Origin of the sequence: Rhodococcus sp. NPDC006774 (assembly GCF_040636045.1) — a bacterium.
Lineage (GTDB): Bacteria > Actinomycetota > Actinomycetes > Mycobacteriales > Mycobacteriaceae > Rhodococcoides.
Genome location: NZ_JBEYIW010000005.1, coordinates 55,433 through 73,854 on the forward strand (window position 1 = coordinate 55,433; position 18,422 = coordinate 73,854).

Genomic DNA, 18,422 nt, shown 5'->3' on the forward strand with positions numbered 1-18,422 from the left:
AAACTGTTGAGCAGCAATGCGGTTCGTACGACGGTCGTCAACGAGGGAATCCGACTGGCGGTGTTCGAGAGCGGCAACCCCGAGGGTGACCCGATCGTCCTCGTCCACGGGTGGCCCGATACCCACGAGCTGTGGAGCCACATCGTGCCCCAGCTCGAGGACCGCTTCCGGGTGATCAGTTACGACTCCCGCGGTGCAGGCGAAAGCTCGGTTCCCGCCGAGCAGTCGGCGTACAAGTTGGCGCGTCTGGCCTCGGATTTCTACGCTGTCGCGGACGCCGTCAGCCCCGACGCCCCGGTTCACGTGCTCGCTCACGACTGGGGTGCCGTGGAGGTCTGGGAAGCCGCGGCTCAACCGCAGGCGAAGGACCGAATTCGTTCCTACACATCCATTTCCGGTCCGAACCTCGATCACCTCGGCAAGTGGTCGCAGTCGCGGCTTCGGAGACCCACGCTCACCGGTATCAAGCAGGTGCTCGCCCAGGTCCGCGCGTCGTGGTACACCGTCACCTTCCATATCCCCGGGCTCTCCACGCTGCGGATCAAGCGGCAGTTCGCCAAGGGTTGGCCTGCGTTCCTCCAGGAGTTCTCGGGAGTCGACCCGAAGCTCGTCACTCAGAACCCCACGCTGTGGTCGGATGCCACCAACGGCACCAAACTGTACCGCGCGAACATCATTCCGCTCCTGGGCAATCCACGCGAGCGGTACATCGACATCCCGGTGCACCTCATCGTCAACACCGAGGACGTCGCAGTGAGTCCGTATCACTACGACGACACCGGCAAGTGGGTGAAGAACCTCACGCGCAACGACATTCCGGCGGGGCATTGGTCGCCGATCTCCCATGCCGACGACATCGCCAGACTGACAAAGGAATTTATCGACTCGCTGGGCTGATGGGCTGGTGGGTCAGGGGACCAGTACCAGCTTGTGACGGGTGCGTGGGGCTCGCTCCCATGCACTCGCGACCTCTGCCAGTGGCACATTCTCGTATTCCACTGCGATCCGCCCGCTGACGGCCCAGTCGGTGAGGGTGCGATACGCCTGCGAGGTTGCGTCGGGTCCGTAGTGCATCGGCATGAATCCGACGATGCTCGCCCCGAGCGAACGCATCAGCTGCGCAGGAACGGTGACCTCGGCACCGGCTCGGTCGCCGATCTGTACCAGACGAACGAGCCGGTTGCCGGCACGTAGTGCGGCCAGAGCGACTGCGCCCCAGGTGTAATCGACGATCACATCCGCGCCGGAGGATGCCTGCCGAATGGCCGTGCTCAGCTCGTCGACGCTCCTCTCACCGATGGCAACCGTCGCCGTGGCCCCGAGATCACGGGTGGATTCGAGTGCGGCCTCATCGCGCCCCACGACCGTGATCGATCCTGCGCCGAGTAACCGCGCAGCCTGAACCGCGAGGCGGCCGACCACCCCGGTACCTCCGAGGATCACCACGTTCTCCCCTGGCGTCATGCGACCCCCATGGGTCAGTGGCATCAGCGCCGCAAGGCCGGCATTGCCCAGCGTCGCGGCGGTCGAGAAGTCCAACCCGTCCGGTAGTTCGACAAGCGACGACGTCCGTACCAACGCCTGCTGAGCCATCGAACCGTAGGGCGAGACCGGCAGGGAGAAATAGACGCGGCGACCGTCCTGCGTCGTACCCGTGCCTTCGATGCCGCTCACAGTCGGCAGCGACCGTGGACTGAGGTAGTGAGCGCCCGCGGCGATGACGATGTCGACGGCATTGAGCGTCGCAGCCGCCACGTCGATCACCTCAGAACCCTCTACAGCTGCTGGTTTGTCGTGGTCTGTGTATGTCGGTACCCCGAATTCGGTCAGAACTACTGCCTTCATATCCGGCCTTTCGACGAATGATTATTCAGTGAATCATGATTCAGTGTGTAGCGTGACTGCCGAGGTGTCAACAGGAAAGGGGACAGCGGTGGCAACCACTGGTCGCGCACAACAGGCCGAGCAGACTCGAATCGAACTCGAGAATGCCGCCCGCACCGTCTTCGCCCGGTCCGGGTACCTCAACACCAAGATCGTCGACATCACCCGCGAAGCAGGCCGGGCCGCAGGGTCGTTCTACAACCACTACTCCGGCAAGGACGAGCTGCTGTTGGCCCTCGCCGAGCAGATCGGTGAGGACGCCGACGTCATCGTCGCGGCGCAGGATCCTTCCGCTCGCGATCACCCCACCATGCGTCCGCATCTGGAGGTCTTCTGGCAGTTGCTCACACGGCACCGGGTCGTGATCGATGCGCTTCGAGACGCCGCACTGGTGAGTCCCGAGTTCGCCGAACGGGTACAGAGATTCACGCAGGTCCAGTTCGAGCCCTGGGTCGAACGCCTCGGCACCTTCGAGAAGGCAGGAGTCGAGCTACCGGCGTCCCCCGCCACCACTGCGGTGCTGATCGGCGGTGCGGCGGAGAATTTCGCCCGGCTGTGGCAGGGCTCGCCCGAGGACGGTCTCGACGCTCTGGTGACGTTCGTCGATCGGGGAGTCTTCGGATCTGCCACTCAGTGAGCGAGGTGCCCGCGAAGCGTCGACGAGGTGTAGTCCGCACGAAAGAGACTGCGCTGCTGCAGAATAGGGACCACTTGATCGACGAAGTCGGTGAGCGAGTCCGGGTAACGCGGACACATCAGGTTGAATCCGTCGGCGCCGCGGCCGATCCACGATTGCATCTCGTCTGCGATGGACTCCGGTGTGCCGAGCATCGTGGCGTGCCCGCCGCCGGCCGCGAGGGTGCCGAGCAACTCCCGCACGGTGGGGGCGTCCTTCTCGACGATCCGCAGGATCGTCTCGTAGCGGCCCTGCGGTCCGGTGAACTCGGCCGCCGGCGGCAAGGGCGGCACCGGAGCATCGAGTTCCCATGCAGCGCAGTCCTGTCCGGTGAACGTCGACAGCATCGCCAGCGACTGCTCGGTGGGCAGCAGCTCATCGAGTTCGGCCTTCTTGCGTCGGGCCTCGTCCATCGTCGACCCGATGTACGTCACCAGACCCGGCATGATTCCCACTGCCGCGCTGTCGCGGCCCGCATGGCAGATTCGCGTCTTCACGTCCTCGTAATAGCTCTGCGCGGCAACGAGATCGTAGGCGACGGCATAGATTGCCTCGGCGTACGCGGCAGCGAGATCACGACCCGGACCCGACGCCCCGGCCTGGAACAACACCGGCCTCCCCTGCGGTGAACGCGGCACCGTCAGCGGGCCGTCGACCCGAAAGTGCTTACCGTCGTGGTCGATGGCATGCACCTTGGTCGGGTCCGCATAGGCTCCGGCGCGATCGAGCGTCAACGCGTCGGCGTCCCACGAATCCCACAGCGCCAGAGCCGTATCGACGAACTCCTCGGCGCGAGCATAGCGCTCCTCGCGAGCCGGAATGACGTCCATCCCGTGGTTGCGTGCCTCGGCGTCGAACATGGAGGTGACGACGTTCCAGCCGGCTCGGCCGCCGCTGATGTGATCGAGCGACGCCAGCATGCGCGCGGCATGGAACGGGGTGTAAAACGTGGACGACACCGTGGTGACGAGACCGATATGCGTGGTGGCCCTGGCCATGGCCGACAGCGCGGTGATCGGCTCGAGGAACCAGGTTCCGGCTCCGGCGGGGTCGCGCACCGAATGTCCGTCGGCGAAGAACACCGCGTCGAACTTTCCCCGTTCGGCGAGCTGGGCGAGTTCCTCGTAGTACGAGATATCGCCCAGGTCCTCCACTCGCGACTCGGGATGACGCCACGCCGCACTGTGGTGGCCACAACCGTAGAGAAAAGCGTTGAGGTGCATGTCAGTCCTTGACCAGGCCGCCGTCGACGACGAGATTCTGGCCGGTCACCGACCGCGCCCACGGCGAAGCGAAGAACAGCAGTGCGTCGGCGAATTCCTCGGGGGTGGTGACGCGTTGCAGCGGGGTCGAGGCCGCGATGAAGTCGAACACCTCTACCGGGGTGGCGGCACTGGCGTCGGTGGTGCGCAGCAGCCCACCCGAGACCATGTTGACGGTGATGTTGTCTGCGCCCAGGTCCGCGGACAGAGTGCGGGTCAGCGAGAGCAGCGCCGCCTTGGAGGCCGTGTAGTCGTGGTACGGCACCACTGGATTCTGGAACAAGTTGGTGCCCACGTTGATGATTCGGCCGAAGCTCGCCTCGCGCATACCCGGCAGCGCGGCCTGGGTGGTGAGCAACGCCGCGCGGACGCTGCCACGCAACTGGGCGTCGAAGCGCTCCCAGGTGATCGTGTCGGCCTTGGGCCGCGCATCTCCGTCGAACGAGAAATCGGCCAACGCGTTGTTGACGACGGTGGTGATCGGGGTGCCGAAGTGCTCACGTGCAGTGCCGAACAGCGCGGCGACGGCCGACTCGTCGGTGACGTCACCCTGTACTGCGATCGCGTTCTCGCCGAGCCGGTCTGCCAGCGCCTCGGCGGCATCTTTGCTGTTGCGGTAATCGATCACCACACGTGCACCCTGACCGGCGAACGCCGCGGCGATCGATGCCCCAAGTCCGCGTCCACCGCCGGTGATCAACACTGTCTGCTCGTCGAATTTCATGCGCCTCGCCTCTCGTTCGAGGTCGGGACCGTCACGAGGGGACAGGAATACCGAACGTCACGACATTCCCTTCGCTGGTCCTAACCAGATCAGGTTCGACGGGTGTGTTCTCAGCCCCTGGGGGCACCCCGTGTCGCGCTCGACTGTACCCACAGGCCTCGATATGGCGCTGCATTGCCGTCGATACGGCTCTCTAGCTCAGTCGATAGATATCCGAATACGACGATGACAAGTTACTGTGCCGCCATGGCCGAACGCGTCTACCTGGAGTATCGCCTCGACGAGAACGTCATCTTCGTTCTCGACCACCGGACTGTCGAGGTGTTCGACGCCGCCGTGAGGATCGCATCGGGCGGGCACTGTCGCTGGCACGTCGATCATCTGGGTGTGGACGCGAAGCCGACCCGGGACGGCACCAAGATCGTCCTCGGTCTGCGAGCATCCGACGGCAGCATCGGCTACGCGGGCGACCGAATGAAGTTCACCGTCACCGACGAGCAGTTGCCGCACCTGCTGGCGTTCTTCGACCGCGCCAAGGCGGCCAGAGCACTCAGCTGACGATCGCCCAGCCGTGCGCGGGCACCGTGATCCTGCCGCCGTCCAGATGTGCCTCGCCGGCGATCACGTCGTTACCCTCGACCGCGTAGTCGATGGCGTCGTCGCCGAGATTCAGTGCCACGGTGATGGATTCGTCGTCGGCAGACGCTCGGAAGACGAGTGCGGTGTTCGTCAGTTCGAGCGTTTCGGTGCGCGCGGAGTACAACCACGGATTTCGACGCCGTACACCGATCAGCTCCTGATGAATACGGAAGACCGGCCAGCCGTACGGGGCGAGATCGTCGGACGTGTCGGGGTACTCCGGACGCACCTCGTCGTCGCCGCCGACTCGATCCTCCTTGATACCGCGGAAGGCCTGCTCGTCGCCGTAGTAGACCATCGGCATACCGCCCACGGTGAACAGAACCACCAACGCGTGCACCAGATGTCGCTCGTCCTCGATGACGCTGGCGATGCGATTGACGTCGTGATTTCCGACGAACGTGGCGGGCACGAAGGCGTCGAGCCACCCGTTGTGGCGCTCCAGAGCATGGGAGAGCTCGAAGAAGTTCTTCTCGCTCAGACCGCTCCAGATCGCCTTCCACAGCTCGTACTGGGTGACCGAGTCCAATGTGGACGCCGAGACGATCCTGTCGTAGTCGCCGTGAATGACCTCGCCGAGAAAGTATGCCTCCGAATGCTTCTCGCGGACCTTCGGCAGTACCGCGGCCCAGAAGCGCGGCGGTACCGCGTAAGCCGCGTCGAGCCGCCAGGCGTCGACACCACGGCCGAGCCAGTGCGAGAGCACATCCACGACGTACTGCTGCACATGCGGGCTCTCGTGGTTGAGTGCCACCAGTTCGTCGTGGCCCTCGAAGTTGCGATGCGTCGGCTCGTCACCGGACCAATCGAGATGGAACCACTGCGCGGCCTCGGAGTCCGGGCCCTCGGCCAGAGCCTGTCGGAACTTCGGAAAGCTCTGCGCCACATGGTTGAAGACGCCGTCGAACATGATCTTCAGGCCGCGCGAGTGCGCAGCGGCGATCAGCGAGTCGATGTCCTCGTCGGTGCCGAGCCTGCCGTCGACACGGTAGTAGTCGATCGTGTCGTAGCCGTGCTTCTCGGACTCGAAGATCGGACCGAGGGCGATACCCGACGCACCGAGCTCGAGCGCGTAGTCGAGCCACTTCTCGATTCTGTTCAGCCGGTGCAGATCCGACTGGGATTCACCGTCCCAGCCGTGCACCGGCGCTCCGGTGAAGCCGAGCGGGTACAGGTGCCACCAGATGGCGTGCTTCGTCCACTCCATCAGGACTCCATGATCGAGTCGAGGCCCAGTTCGTCCGCACCGGTGTGGCCCGAGAGGCTCGTCACCAGATCGAATTCGGCGAGCAGGCAACGTAATACGTGTGCAACGCCCTCTTGCCCGCCGAGTGCCAGGCCGTAGAGGAACGGTCGGCCGAGCAGAACCGCATCGGCCCCGAGCGCCAGCGCTTTGGCCATGTCGGCACCGGTGCGCACACCGGAGTCGAACAGGATCGTCAATTCGTCGCCCACAGCCTCGACGATGGACGGCAACGCGTCGAGTGATGCTCTGGCCCCGTCGATCTGACGACCGCCGTGATTGGAGACGACGATGCCGTCGACTCCGTGTGCGGCCGCCTCCCTGGCGTCGCCCACGGTGCAGATTCCCTTGAGCACGATCGGGCCGCTCCAGTGCTCCCGTAGGAACGCCAGGTTCTTCCACGAGAGACCGGGGTTGGGGAACATCTGCGCCCAATGCATGGCCGCTGCAACAGGATTCTCCTCGACCGGCTGCCCCAGGCCGGCCTGGAACGCCGGATCGGTCAGGTAGTTCTCGATGCCGAGGTTGGCCAGGAAGGGAAGGTAGCCGCGGTCGAGATCGGCGGGCCGCCAGCCCAGCAAGGTCGTGTCGAGCGTCAGCACCAGTGTGGTGAACCCGGTGTCCTTCGCGCGCTGCAGGAAGCTCAGTAGGACCGATTCGTCCGTCGGCCAGTACAACTGATACCAGCGGGGCGCGTCGCCGCCCGCCTCGGCGATCTGCTCGAACGAGTGCGAGGCCTGCGTCGAATGGATGTACGGCACACCGAGTTCCGCGGCTGCACGGACGGTGGCGAGCTCTCCGTCGGGGTGCGCGAGAGTCTGAATACCCACCGGAGCGATCAGCAGCGGTGCAGGCATGTCGGTGCCGAGCACGGTGCACGCGTGGTCGCGGGCAGCCGAGCTGCGCAGCATCCGCGGCGTGATGGCCCATCTGTCGAAAGCCGCACGGTTCGCACGGGCCGTCGAGCCACTGCCCGCGCTGGCGACGATGTAGCCGAGAGCCTCGGGTGAGAGCTTCTCGGCAGCCTGGTCCTCCAGCCTCGCCAGGTTGGTGGTGATCGACGGTGTCTGCTGGGCGAACATCCCGGCGGCGTAGATGCCGAGTTGGTGATCGCTGAAGTTGCTGGGCCTGGCCTCGGTCATCGTTCGACCCTACCGGGGCACCGCCGAGGATCGGGCGAGAAATGCGTCGAGCAGAGCCGAGCAACGCACCCGAGCGGCAGGTTCGGCGTCGGCGATGGCCCGGCGAATCTCGTGCACGTCCACACCGTGTTCGACGCCGTCGCGGTCCCAGGCAGCGGCCCACGCGTCATAGGTGTCGAGGTCGATCTCGGGGTGGAACTGCAGTCCGAGGTGCGGTCCGAGGACGAAGGCCTGTTGCGCGGCCTCGTTGCGGGCGATCACCGTGGCCTGCGGAGGAGCGGTGAAGGTATCGCCGTGGAACTCCATCCACGGTCCGGGGGCGATGAGCTCGGGGTCGGACGTCTCGACGTCTACGAATCCGTACTCGGGATGCTCGGACTTGCGAACCGTGCCGCCGAGTACCCGAGCGAGCAGCTGCCCACCGAAGCAGACACCGAGGATCGGGACCTGCGCGTCGACCGCGTCCTGCACGTAGGCGATCTCCGGGGCGAGCCAGGTCAGCGTGTCGTCGTACGCGGCGTCGGGCGAGCCCATGACGAGCAGCAGCTGCGCGTCGGACAGCGGCGGCGGCGCGAGGTCGGGGCTGTGGTCGAACGAGTGCACGTCCAACTGGAAACCCCTGGTGCGCAATTCGGCGTCGAGGGTGCCGATGTCGCGTCGCGCGAGAGCCGGGTCCTGATCGTGGACGAGTACTACGGCGCGCGGGTCGTTCGTGTATGTCACAGGGCTCCTTTACGGTGTTCGTGCACACCGTACGACAGACTGGATCCGATGCCACCTCGTAGACGCACAGCCAGATCCACCACTGCCCGCACCGTCAAGGCCGGGCAGAGCAGCGCTGCCCGAAAGTTTGCGGCCGCCAAGAACGGTGAGCCTGCAACGACGAAAGCTGCCCCGAAGAAGGCCGCACCACGCAAGCGGGCAGCGCCGCGCAAGACGTCGCCTCGTAAGACTGCTGCCCCTGATCTGCGGGTTCCCGATCCCGGTGAGCGCGTCTGGGTGCTGGACGTGCCGTTCGAGGATCGGTCGGCGGCGGGCGCGGCCGGGGCGCGCTGGTATCCCGGACCGCGGGTGTTCGCGTACTACGGCACCGAGCTGCCGGAGTATCTGCAGCCGTACGAGTCGATGCCGTACAGCCTGCAGCGGTGGCTCGAGGACGATGCCAACGAGAACTGGCGTGACGAGGTGGTCCGGGAGCGCGCGATGCAGCCGCGTGAGACTCAACTCGAATCCGTTCGACGCCATCTCGCCGCGCTCGAGGCCGGGTTCCCCTACTTCGCGCAGATGGATTCGACGGGTCTGGGCAAGACGTTGGCGGTGTGCGAGGCCATTCGGCAGATGTCGGCGGCCGAGATCGGCACGGTGCTGGTGGTGGCCCCCAAGGGTGCGTTGCCGGGGTGGCGTCGAACCATTGCAGACAGCGAGGCGGACATCGAGCCGTCCGAGCGCAAGCGTTGGCTGCTGATCACCTATCAGTCGACGAAGAAGCTGCTGTCGGTTCCTCCCGAGACCGACCTGGGCAAACGTAAACGGACACAGAACAAGCGGACCATCTCGCTCGGCGAGCTTCGATTCGACATCGATGTGGTGATCGCCGACGAATCGCATGCGCTGATGAACATCGAATCGCAGCAGTCGCAGATCCTCTGGCGATATCAGGAGGCGGCGCGCTCGGTGGTGTGGATGTCTGCCACGCCCGGCTATCAGCCCCTGCACTTCGCGTACATGGCTCGTGCGGTCGAGCGCAGCCGCGGGGTCGAGATCCTCGGTGAGGAGGAGTATCTCGGCTACGCGGTGACGATGAAGTGGGCCGAGTTCCTCATCGAATCCGGGTTCGCCGTCAAGGCAGGCAAGGCGACGACGGGGCTGACGACGTGGCGGTGGGAGCCCGAGGACTCTGCCCGACGCGCCCGCGATATCGCGTCCGTGCACGGCTGGTTGTCGGGAGGTGCTGTGCCGTGGTCCATTTCGCGTCCCTCGCCGCCGACTCCGCGCGAGCCACTCGGCCAGGAACTCACCGCCGCGCAGAAGCGCCTGTACAACTCGGCATGGGTGGACTATCGCAAGGAAGTCGGCCTACCGATCTGGAAGGCCGTCGGCGGTAAGCGAGTACTGCAGAAGAACCCGAGCACCCGCGCCGCGACCCTGCGATTCCGTCAGAAGTGTTCGTACTTGCGCATTCCCGCGTCGGCCGATCAAGTACGGACGTGGGTCAAGGCCGGCAATCAGGTGTTCGTCTCGATGTTCTACCGCGAGTCCGTCGCGGCGCTGGCGCAGACACTGCGCGACGAGGGCCTCGACGTCGCAGTCGTCGACGGCAGTATGAGCAGCCCCGATCAGGAGGCGTCGATCAGACGGTTCCAGACCGGCGACGCGTCGGTCATCGTCTCGACCACCACCAGCGCGATCAACCTGCACACCAACGAGTTACTGCTCCCGGAGGGCACGGTCTCCACCCTCGCACCACGCGTGACGCTGATCCACGATCCTCGGTGGACACCCATCGACATCCGGCAGATCGAGGGTCGGGCGAACCGAATAGACAAGGACCACAACCACACGACGTCGACCTGTTACTACGGTTACGCCGAGGGCACGGTGGAAGAAGAGATGGTGCTCACCGGCATCGAACGCATCGCGGATCTCGGGTCGATCGTGGGGCAGGCAGATCTGATCGACCCCGAGGCATTCCTCGCAGCGAAAGTGGATGCCGGTAAATAGCGACAAATGTGACCATTCCTTCATCTCGGTGGCGTAGCTTCGGTCCCATCGGCATTCGCCGGTAACGGGCTCACAGTGGCACCAGGAGTAGTCATGATCGTTCTCGGAATCATCCTCGCCCTCATCGGCTATTTCGCCGGCATTTCGATCTTGACGACTGTCGGCATCATTCTGGTGGTCGTCGGCGCGGTTCTGACAGTGCTCGGTTCGATGGGGCGCGCAGTCGGTGGCCGCAAGACGTGGTTCTGACATACGAGTTAGAACATACGTTCGATTTCTGCTAGTGTGAACGCGCCCCCGGAGTTGGCGATGCGGCCAGCGGAGCCACTTCGGGCGGTCCATATCGGATGCGGCGGATTCGTCGAAAGTGGGCGCGCGCGATGGCACTCGAACCCGAGCCCGCGGCCGGCTCTCTGTACCGCGTCGGGGATCGGTGGGCCGAGAGAGCACCGACGCGATGTGGCAACGGTCATCGGCTCGTCGCCGGTTCGGTTCTCGTCGGGTCACGAGCCTGTTCGTGCGAGCTGGGGCATCACCGCACGCATCAGTGCCAGTCCTGTGGCGTCGTGAGATTCACACCGGAGCTGGGCCCGTCGTGCAGTGATGCGAGCTTCGACTCCCGCGCCGCGCGCGCTCGGCCTGCCGTCGTGGACAATCGGAGTCATGAGCGAGGTCATGAAGAACGGTGAGACTGCGGTCGACCTGGGTCGACTGAGACAAGATTTCACGCGATTCATGATGAGCTACAAGTTCGGGATCGACGAGTTGATCACGAAGATCAACATCTTGAAGCAGGAATTCACCCATATTCACCGGTACAGCCCCATCGAGCACGTCTCGTCGAGGTTGAAGACCCCGGAAAGTATTTTCGACAAGGCGCAACGGAAGAAGTGCGCCCTGACTCTCGATGCGATTCGCGAGAACATTTTCGACGTCGCCGGAGTGCGCATCACCTGCAGCTTCATTTCCGACACCTACCGCATCGCGGACATGCTCAGTAGCCAGACCGACATTCGGGTCGTCGAGGTCAAGGACTACATCGCGAACCCGAAACCCAACGGCTACAAGAGCTTGCACCTGCTGGTGGAGATCCCGGTGTTCATGTCCGACCGCGTCCAGCCGGTGCTCGTCGAACTGCAGATCAGAACCATCGCGATGGATTTCTGGGCGAGCCTCGAGCACAAGATCTTCTACAAGTACCGCGGGCAGATCCCGGACACTCTGCTGGCGGAGCTGACCGAGGCAGCCGAGAGCGCCAACAAGCTCGACGAGAAGATGGAAAGCCTGCACGACGAGGTGGTCGAGCTGGGCGGCGAGGCGGAGAACTCCATCGCTCTCGGCGCTCTGCCTCCCATGGCCTTGCCTCCCGAGCTACTGCACATGCTTCTCACTGCACAGGCCGAGGCGATCGACCCAGACCGGGCTTGAAAGTCACCCACAACGAAGAACCCCGCTGCTCGACGGTGAGCAGCGGGGTTCCTTTCTCGTGTGCGTCTAGCCGATGTGGACCGGAGTGTCGCCGACGGGCAGGTCGTCCTTTTTCGCGCGGACCAGCACCAGCACGACCGGGCACACCAGTGCGACCAGGATCGCAGCGGTTCCGAAGGCCCACGCATAGCCCGATACCTCGGCTGCGAAGGCGTGATCGATGGTGGCCAGCACGAAGTCGCGGATCGGTTCCGGCAGCGCGGCCAGTACCTCGTCGCTGGGAATTTCCTGGCCGGCGAGGGCCTCGGCAGGCACTCCTGCGGGCGGAGTCGGGGCCGGGTTGTCGGCCAGGTACGACGTCTTGGACGAGGTGTAGACCGTGGTGAACACCGCGGCGCCGAGTGCGCCGCCGACCTGCAGAGTGGCGTTGATCAGAGCGGATGCCGCACCCGCGTCGTGATCGGGGACGCCGATGAGCGCAACGTTCTGCATCGGCACCATCAGCAGACCGAGGCCGAGTCCGAGCAGCACGACGCCGGGAAGCACGTGCGTCCAGTACGAGGTGTCGACGCCGATCTGCGTGAGCAGCAGCAGGCCGATCGCGGAAACCACCGGGCCGACGGCCATCATCGGCTTGGGCCCGATCTTCGGAACGAGAGCCGACGCGATCGCAGCGGTGATCAGGATGCCGCCGGTCATGGGTAGTGACGCGACACCGGCGATCACCGGGCTCATCTCGAGCACGATCTGGAAGTAGAAGGTCAGGTACAACGTGCCACCGAGCAATGCCGCACCGATGACGGCCGACCCGATGTATGCGGCACCGCGGTCGCGGTCGAGCAACACACTCAGGGGGAGCAGCGGGTTGGCGGACTTGGATTCGACCACGACGAACGCGGCGAGCAACGCGAGGCCGAGTGCGATGAAGGAGATGGTGGGTACCGTCGCCCAGCCGTTTTCGGCTTCGGTGAAGCCGTAGACCAGTGAGGCCAGTCCGAGTGCGACGAGGATCGCGCCGGGCAGGTCGTAGCGGGTATCTCCGTGCGCCTTGCTTTCCTTGACCAGCGGGACTGCGGCGGCGATGGCAATGACGGCAACAGGGATGTTGACGAGCAGGCACCAGCGCCAGTTCGCATATTCGGTGAGCACTCCGCCGAGGAGCAGGCCGACGGCTGCGCCGCCACCGGCGATCGCTCCGAACACGCCGAATGCCTTGGCTCGTTCCTTGGTGTCGGTGAAGGTGACCGTCAGGATGGCCAGTGCTGCAGGTGCGAGCAATGCAGCGAAGACGCCCTGACCTGCGCGTGCGATGAACAGCTGCCAGCCCTCTTGGGCGAGTCCGCCGACTGCGGAGGCAACGGCGAAGCCGGCCATGCCGACGATGAACGACCGCTTGCGTCCCCAGTAGTCGGCGATGCGGCCACCGAGCAGCAGCAGTGCACCGAACGCCAACGCGTAGGCGGTGATCACCCAGGTGCGGCTGGTGTCGCTGATGCCGAGGTCGATCTGCGCCTGCGGCAGGGCGATGTTGACGATGGTGCCGTCCAGCACGATCGTGAGCTGTGTGATGGCGACGATGCAGAGCACCAACCAACGGCGCTCGTAATTCGGATTCTCGGCCAGCGCCCCGTGTTCGGAGACCTGCGACATGTTTCTACCCCACTCGTACTCGTTGATTCTGGGCACGAAAAATGTCCCGACCGAAAAGGTAGGCCACTCTGTCGGCCGTGTCAAACGAACTAGTTGGTTGGCGGTAGGGTGGCCGACATGAAGCCTGACGCCAGCGCAACCCGCGCCCGCATCGTCGTCGCAGCACGCACGGAGTTCTCCGAGCACGGACTGGCCGGAGCACGGGTGGATCGCATCGCGGTTTCGGCAAAGGCGAGCAAGGAACGCCTGTACGCCTACTTCGGAGACAAGGAAGCACTCTTCCGGGCAGTAGTGGAAGACGGATTCGCGCGCTTCCTGGAGTCGGTTCCGTTCACTGTCGACGATCTCGGCGGATACGCCGCGCGCGAGTACCTGCACCTCGCCGCCAATCCCGAGGAACACCGACTGCTGCTGTGGACACAGCTTCAAGGCGGCATGGTGGTCGCGGGTGCCGACGACATCCACACAGTGATCGCCGAACGGCGACGCGCTATGGCAGCTGCACAGCAGGACGGCCTGATATCCGACGCCTTCACCGTCGACGACCTGTTCACCATGATCTTCGGCATCACCTCGTCCTGGATGACGGCTCCCGGCAGCGACTGCGGACCCGTCGACGACGCGGAACACCAGCGTCGGGCGTCGATCATCGAGGGTGCGGTGCGACGGCTCTGCACTCCGTAGCGTTGTCTATCACTCTCTAGCTTTCGGGCAAGAGTTGCGAATAGTGGGGTAGCGGGCCGGTTTTCCCGCAAACGCGCGCGCGTTTGCCATACGCGCGCGAATTCGACACCGATCCGTTGGCAATTCCGAACGCGTCTGACGATTCCGCGCGCGTCTGTTCCCTTCGCGCACCTCGCAGACTCACGTGAGCCCGCGGCCCGCCAGAATTGCCGCCTCACGCTCTGCCGGGAGTCCGACGGGCGGCCGATCACCCCTCATCGGCGTCCGCCCGCCCAGGGACTGCAACCACGTCCACGTATCCGCGACGGTCTCCTGAATCGGACGCGTCCGAAGACCTGCGGCACATGCCTTCGAAACGTCGGATGCATGCAGCGAATCATGATCCGCGCCGGGCGGAATCCAGATCGGGAGCTCCGTCCACGGCTGCACCCCCGCAGCGCTGAGGACGTCCGGCTCCACCCAACACAGGCGAGCGTCGGACCGGGTGGCGGCGAGGCAGCACTGCAACAGCTCGCCGATGGTCGCGTGACCGGGCCGGCTCACCACGTCGTACGCACCGCCCAGCCCTCGCGCGGCAGCATCAAGGCTCCACGCAACAAGATCGCGGACGTCGATGTACTGCAGCGCCAGATCGACCGGACCGGGTGCCAGCACCTCACCGGCGCGCTCGATTCTGTTCAGCCACCACGGAAGTCGGCCGATATTTTCGTACGGCCCGAGAATCAGCCCGGCGCGGACCAGCAGCGTTCGATCGCCGAAAGCCGCAACTGCCGCTCGCTCACCGCCCAACTTCTGCCGCGCATAGTCCTCGCCGGGCCCCTGCACTGTCGGCCACGTCTCGGTCGCTCCCGCTCGCGGCGCGTCGTACACCGATCGGCTCGAAACGTAGACGTAGCTGCCGACTCGGCCGTCGAGCATCGTCGCCGACTGCGCCACCACGTCCGGTTCCCACGACCAGGTGTCGAAGACTATGTCCCAGTATCCTTCTCGGGTCTCATCCAATCCGTCGGACGAGCGCCTGTCGCCCCGAAGTTGCGTGACACGAGGATCCGACGCGGTTGTGCCGCGGTTCAGGACCGCGACATCCCACTCCAGCTGGAGAGCATGTTCGACGGCAGTTCGCCCCACGAAATCGCTGCCGCCGAGGACCAATAGCCTCATGCATCCAGTGTGCCGGTGAGCAGTCCGTCTGTTCTGCCGAACGCCGGGTTCGGATCTCTGCTGACAGCAGCGCGGCTCGAGCTACACAGGAAGCTTGCTGTGTCCCGTCTCCTTGATGGTCAGTACCGTCGCTACACCGATGACGCACACGCCCATGACCCAATACGCCGGTGACATGGCATTGCCCGTCGATTCGACCAACTGGGCCGCTACGTAGGGGGCCGTTCCACCGGCCGCGATCGTTCCGATGTTGAAGCCCAACGACACTCCGGTGTAGCGAACTGCCCGAGGAAAGAGTTCGGTGAACAGCGGGAAAGCCGGGACCTGCACCACACCGTTGAGCACCATGTAGACGAAGTAGACGACGCCGACGATCAGAATGCTCGACGTCGCACCGAGAATCATGAACACCGGCAGCGCGATGATCACGTAGGCCACGTAGCCGAACAGCAGCACGGGTTTGCGGCCGAACCTGTCGGTGAGCATCCCGCTCAGCGGGAATGTGGCGCAGGCCAATGCAATTGCCACGGCCGACGTCCAGTACACCGAGTCCTTCGAGAAGCCGAGGTCGTTGATCAGATACACGCTGAAGTAGGTCAGTCCGATGTATCCGGATCCGTTCATGGCGATCGCGATGCCGACGACGCGGAGCACCGACCACGGTTGCTTCTTCACCACGTCACTCAACGGGCTCTTGGCGACCTCGTTCTTGGCTGCCATTTCCTCGAACTCCGGGCTGTCCTCGAGCTTGAGTCGCACACGGAGACATACGAACGCCAGGGGCAGGGCCAGCAGGAACGGGATGCGCCATCCCCACGACGACATCTGTTCGTCGGTCGTGATCAGAGCCACGAGCCCGACGACGGCCGCAGCGACGGCAAAGCCGAGAGTCGATCCCACCGGCGTGAAGGACCCGAAGAATCCCCGACGGTTCGGCGGTGCCGACTCCGCGATGTACGTTGCGGCACCTCCGATCTCACCGCCCGCAGAGAATCCCTGGGCGAGCCTGATGATGACCAGCAGAACGGGGGCCAGCACCCCGACACTCGAGTGTGTCGGCAGCAGGCCGAGAATTCCGCACGCGACACCCATGCACACCACGGTGATGACGAGAGCGTGCCGACGACCCTTGCGGTCCCCGAGCCGACCGAAGAAAATTCCGCCGAGCGGACGGGCGACATAGGCGACGCCGAATACGGCCAAGGTCGCGAGAATCGACACGCCGGGACTGGTGGATGGGAAGAACAGCGGCGCGATGATCACCGCGAGAAAGCCGTAGACCGCGAAGTCGTAGTACTCGATGAGCGTACCGACACCTCCGGCAATCGCAGCTCGACGCGCAGTCGTGGTGTCCGCCTTGGGCGGAGCGACTCCTGCGCGGGAGTGTTCGGTGTTCGTCATCGCGCTGATCCTTCTGTGAGTGGTTGCGTGCTTCGGTGTTCGGAGAGAAGAAGTTCGTACGAACCGCCTGCTTCGATGACAGCGACGGTTCGGGCGTTCGGTGGACGGCCGGCGATCGTGGTGCCGTCCTGCTTCGACACCTCCGCACGCCGCCAGTCGAGTCTGACATCGTCACCGACGGCCACCGCGTCGGATATTCCGGGAACGGTGATCAAGGGCATACCGTTGAAGGTCTCGCCACGCCAGAATCCCGGTGAGAAGGATTCCGCCACAACGGCACTGATGCCCAGGTTGCGAAGCGCCACCATCGGCGGATAGTGCGGATGTCCATAACCGAAGTTGCGTCCTCCGACGATGATGTCTCCGGGGCGGACTCGATCGACGAAGCCCGGGTCGTACGCCGTCATGCAGACCGACCGCAGGTGGTCGGGGTCGTAGGACTTGATGTTGGCCACTCCCACGACGAGATCGATGTCGAAGTCGTCACCGAATATCCACGCGACCGCGCCGTCGATGACGTCGGGCGGGGGCGGGTACGCGCTCATGAACCCACCTGCGCGATCGTCCCGGCGAGGGCGCTGGCCGCGACGGTGAAGGGCGAACCCATGTAGATGTTGGCGTCGGAGCTACCCATTCGCCCGGAGATGTTGAGCACCCCGGTGGAAATGCAGTTCTCGCCGGCCGCGAGGGGCTTCTGGTAACCGAAGCAGAAGTCGCAGCTCGACACCGCGATGTGTGCACCCGCCGATCGCAGGATGTCCAGCAGCCCTTCGCTTTCGGCCTGATCGTGCACCTTCTGGGAGGTCGGCACGACGTTCAGCTCGACGCCGGGAGCGACGGTTCGCCCGTCGAGCACCAGAGCCGCTGCGCGCAGGTCCTCGATGCGGCCGCTGGCGCAGGAGCCGATGAACGCCTTCGTGATCGGGATTCCGGCCAGATCGGCAGCGGTGTGCGTGTTGGCAGCACGGGCCGAACCGGGCTGCACCACCTGCGGCACGATGGTCGACAGGTCGATGGTGTGGTGCGCCGCGTAGGTGGCACCCCCATCGGGAAGCACGGGGGTGAACGTCCGCCGGGCGACGTCATGGGCGTAGGCGAGCGACAGCTCGTCGGGCTCGAAGATCGCCGAGACCGCTCCGGTGAACATCGCCATTCCGCACAGCCCCTGGCGGTGGTCGATCTTCATCGACCGCGCTCCGGGGCCACCGAACTCCATGACCTGGTGGGCGCATCCGTCGGCACCGACCAGGTCGATGATCGTGTGAACGAGATCGCGACTGTCGACGCCGGCGCCGAACTCACCCACGAGGTCGAACCGCGTGGTGGCCGGGATGTCGACGTACAGCTGACCCGTCACCCAGGCCTCGATCAGATCGCGGCGGATGCCCCAACCCAGTGCGCCGAAAGCACCGATTCCACTGATGTGCCCGTCGAAGTGGACAAGGAAGTCTCCTGGCGTCGCGAGTCCGAGTTCGGCAGTGAGCTGGTGGCCGATGCCCCGCCCCTCGTGCAGCTCGATGCCGTAGAACTCGCACCAGTCTCGCGTGACCTGATGCACCTCTTGCTCTTTGGCGTTCTTCTTGGTGAGCATATGGTCGATGAAGACGACGTACCGGGAGGGGTCGACGAGTTCGGTGATGCCGAAGTCCTCGCGCATCTGCCGGAACATCACGTCGGTGTAGCCGGGGAAGTCGTACGCGATCATGCGAGCGGGCCTGACGGCGTGATTCTCTCCGGCATGCACCACATCGGCATCACAGGTTCGGCCGAGGATCTTCTCGACCATCGTCAGTGCGTCGGAGCTCAT

18 protein-coding genes and 1 riboswitch are annotated in these 18,422 nt (G+C 64.7%); of the genes, 7 read left to right on the forward strand and 11 right to left on the reverse strand.

Going from position 1 to position 18,422, the window contains the following annotated elements:
- The first annotated feature begins 6 nt into the window (after window positions 1–6).
- The gene (locus tag ABZ677_RS09515; protein ID WP_358368682.1) at window positions 7–897 is read left to right on the forward strand and encodes an alpha/beta fold hydrolase; all 891 of its coding nucleotides are present in this window, start codon (window positions 7–9) and stop codon (window positions 895–897) included.
- A gap of 12 nt (window positions 898–909) precedes the next feature.
- Here ABZ677_RS09515 and ABZ677_RS09520 read toward each other — a convergent pair whose 3' ends face one another.
- A complete protein-coding gene (locus tag ABZ677_RS09520) occupies window positions 910–1,764 on the reverse strand; it encodes a zinc-binding dehydrogenase (RefSeq protein WP_358368685.1) in 855 nt (284 codons plus the stop codon).
- Between the two features lie 169 nt (window positions 1,765–1,933).
- On the opposite strand from ABZ677_RS09520, the gene ABZ677_RS09525 reads away from it, so the two are divergent.
- Window positions 1,934–2,521, forward strand: coding sequence for a TetR/AcrR family transcriptional regulator (locus ABZ677_RS09525; RefSeq protein ID WP_358368688.1), 588 nt, complete (start codon window positions 1,934–1,936; stop codon window positions 2,519–2,521).
- On the opposite strand, the gene ABZ677_RS09530 is transcribed toward ABZ677_RS09525, so the two are convergent.
- Window positions 2,515–3,783, reverse strand: a complete 1,269-nt coding sequence (locus ABZ677_RS09530; protein WP_358368691.1) for an LLM class flavin-dependent oxidoreductase — start codon at window positions 3,781–3,783, stop codon at window positions 2,515–2,517. The genes ABZ677_RS09525 and ABZ677_RS09530 overlap by 7 nt on opposite strands.
- 1 nt (window position 3,784) lies before the next feature.
- Window positions 3,785–4,546, reverse strand: a complete 762-nt coding sequence (locus tag ABZ677_RS09535; RefSeq protein WP_358368694.1) for a 3-oxoacyl-ACP reductase — start codon at window positions 4,544–4,546, stop codon at window positions 3,785–3,787.
- A 48-nt stretch (window positions 4,547–4,594) separates the two neighbouring features.
- Window positions 4,595–4,687, reverse strand: a riboswitch (TPP riboswitch).
- 105 nt (window positions 4,688–4,792) lie between these two features.
- On the opposite strand from ABZ677_RS09535, the gene ABZ677_RS09540 reads away from it, so the two are divergent.
- A complete protein-coding gene (locus ABZ677_RS09540) occupies window positions 4,793–5,104 on the forward strand; it encodes a hypothetical protein (RefSeq protein ID WP_358368697.1) in 312 nt (103 codons plus the stop codon).
- Here the strand turns inward: ABZ677_RS09540 and ABZ677_RS09545 are convergent.
- From ABZ677_RS09545 to ABZ677_RS09555, 3 genes are read right to left on the reverse strand one after another with little or no spacing between them, the layout of a single operon-like run.
- Complete coding sequence (locus ABZ677_RS09545) at window positions 5,097–6,392, reverse strand: alpha-amylase family protein (RefSeq protein WP_358368700.1); 1,296 nt, start codon at window positions 6,390–6,392, stop codon at window positions 5,097–5,099. The two genes, ABZ677_RS09540 and ABZ677_RS09545, sit on opposite strands and share 8 nt — an antisense overlap.
- Complete coding sequence (locus ABZ677_RS09550) at window positions 6,392–7,570, reverse strand: alpha-hydroxy-acid oxidizing protein (protein ID WP_358368703.1); 1,179 nt, start codon at window positions 7,568–7,570, stop codon at window positions 6,392–6,394. Before ABZ677_RS09550 ends, ABZ677_RS09545 begins: the two co-directional genes overlap by 1 nt.
- Window positions 7,571–7,579: 9 nt before the next feature.
- The gene (locus ABZ677_RS09555) at window positions 7,580–8,293 is read right to left on the reverse strand and encodes a type 1 glutamine amidotransferase (protein WP_358368706.1); all 714 of its coding nucleotides are present in this window, start codon (window positions 8,291–8,293) and stop codon (window positions 7,580–7,582) included.
- A 48-nt stretch (window positions 8,294–8,341) separates the two neighbouring features.
- Between ABZ677_RS09555 and ABZ677_RS09560 the strand changes: the two genes are divergently transcribed.
- From ABZ677_RS09560 to ABZ677_RS09570, 3 genes are all read left to right on the forward strand, one after another.
- Window positions 8,342–10,291, forward strand: coding sequence for a helicase-related protein (locus ABZ677_RS09560; RefSeq protein ID WP_358368708.1), 1,950 nt, complete (start codon window positions 8,342–8,344; stop codon window positions 10,289–10,291).
- A 93-nt stretch (window positions 10,292–10,384) separates the two neighbouring features.
- Entirely contained in the window at window positions 10,385–10,540 is a 156-nt protein-coding gene (locus tag ABZ677_RS09565) for a DUF6131 family protein (RefSeq protein ID WP_094608853.1), read from the forward strand.
- A gap of 426 nt (window positions 10,541–10,966) precedes the next feature.
- Entirely contained in the window at window positions 10,967–11,719 is a 753-nt protein-coding gene (locus ABZ677_RS09570; protein ID WP_037195511.1) for a GTP pyrophosphokinase family protein, read from the forward strand.
- 66 nt (window positions 11,720–11,785) lie between these two features.
- Here the strand turns inward: ABZ677_RS09570 and ABZ677_RS09575 are convergent, their stop codons facing one another.
- Complete coding sequence (locus tag ABZ677_RS09575) at window positions 11,786–13,405, reverse strand: MFS transporter (RefSeq protein WP_252341963.1); 1,620 nt, start codon at window positions 13,403–13,405, stop codon at window positions 11,786–11,788.
- A gap of 81 nt (window positions 13,406–13,486) precedes the next feature.
- On the opposite strand from ABZ677_RS09575, the gene ABZ677_RS09580 reads away from it, so the two are divergent.
- Entirely contained in the window at window positions 13,487–14,053 is a 567-nt protein-coding gene (locus ABZ677_RS09580) for a TetR/AcrR family transcriptional regulator (RefSeq protein ID WP_037195517.1), read from the forward strand.
- A 180-nt stretch (window positions 14,054–14,233) separates the two neighbouring features.
- Here the strand turns inward: ABZ677_RS09580 and ABZ677_RS09585 are convergent, their stop codons facing one another.
- From ABZ677_RS09585 to ABZ677_RS09600, 4 genes are all read right to left on the reverse strand, one after another.
- The gene (locus ABZ677_RS09585) at window positions 14,234–15,214 is read right to left on the reverse strand and encodes an NAD-dependent epimerase/dehydratase family protein (RefSeq protein ID WP_358368712.1); all 981 of its coding nucleotides are present in this window, start codon (window positions 15,212–15,214) and stop codon (window positions 14,234–14,236) included.
- Between the two features lie 81 nt (window positions 15,215–15,295).
- Window positions 15,296–16,615 (reverse strand): MFS transporter, encoded by a 1,320-nt coding sequence (locus ABZ677_RS09590; protein ID WP_094635021.1) that lies wholly within the window; start codon window positions 16,613–16,615, stop codon window positions 15,296–15,298.
- On the reverse strand, window positions 16,612–17,160 hold the full coding sequence (locus ABZ677_RS09595) for a 3-isopropylmalate dehydratase (protein ID WP_094635020.1): 549 nt from the start codon (window positions 17,158–17,160) through the stop codon (window positions 16,612–16,614). The genes ABZ677_RS09590 and ABZ677_RS09595 overlap by 4 nt, the downstream gene beginning before the upstream one ends.
- Entirely contained in the window at window positions 17,157–18,401 is a 1,245-nt protein-coding gene (locus ABZ677_RS09600; protein WP_037195519.1) for an aconitase family protein, read from the reverse strand. Before ABZ677_RS09600 ends, ABZ677_RS09595 begins: the two co-directional genes overlap by 4 nt.
- Window positions 18,402–18,422 lie beyond the last annotated feature (21 nt).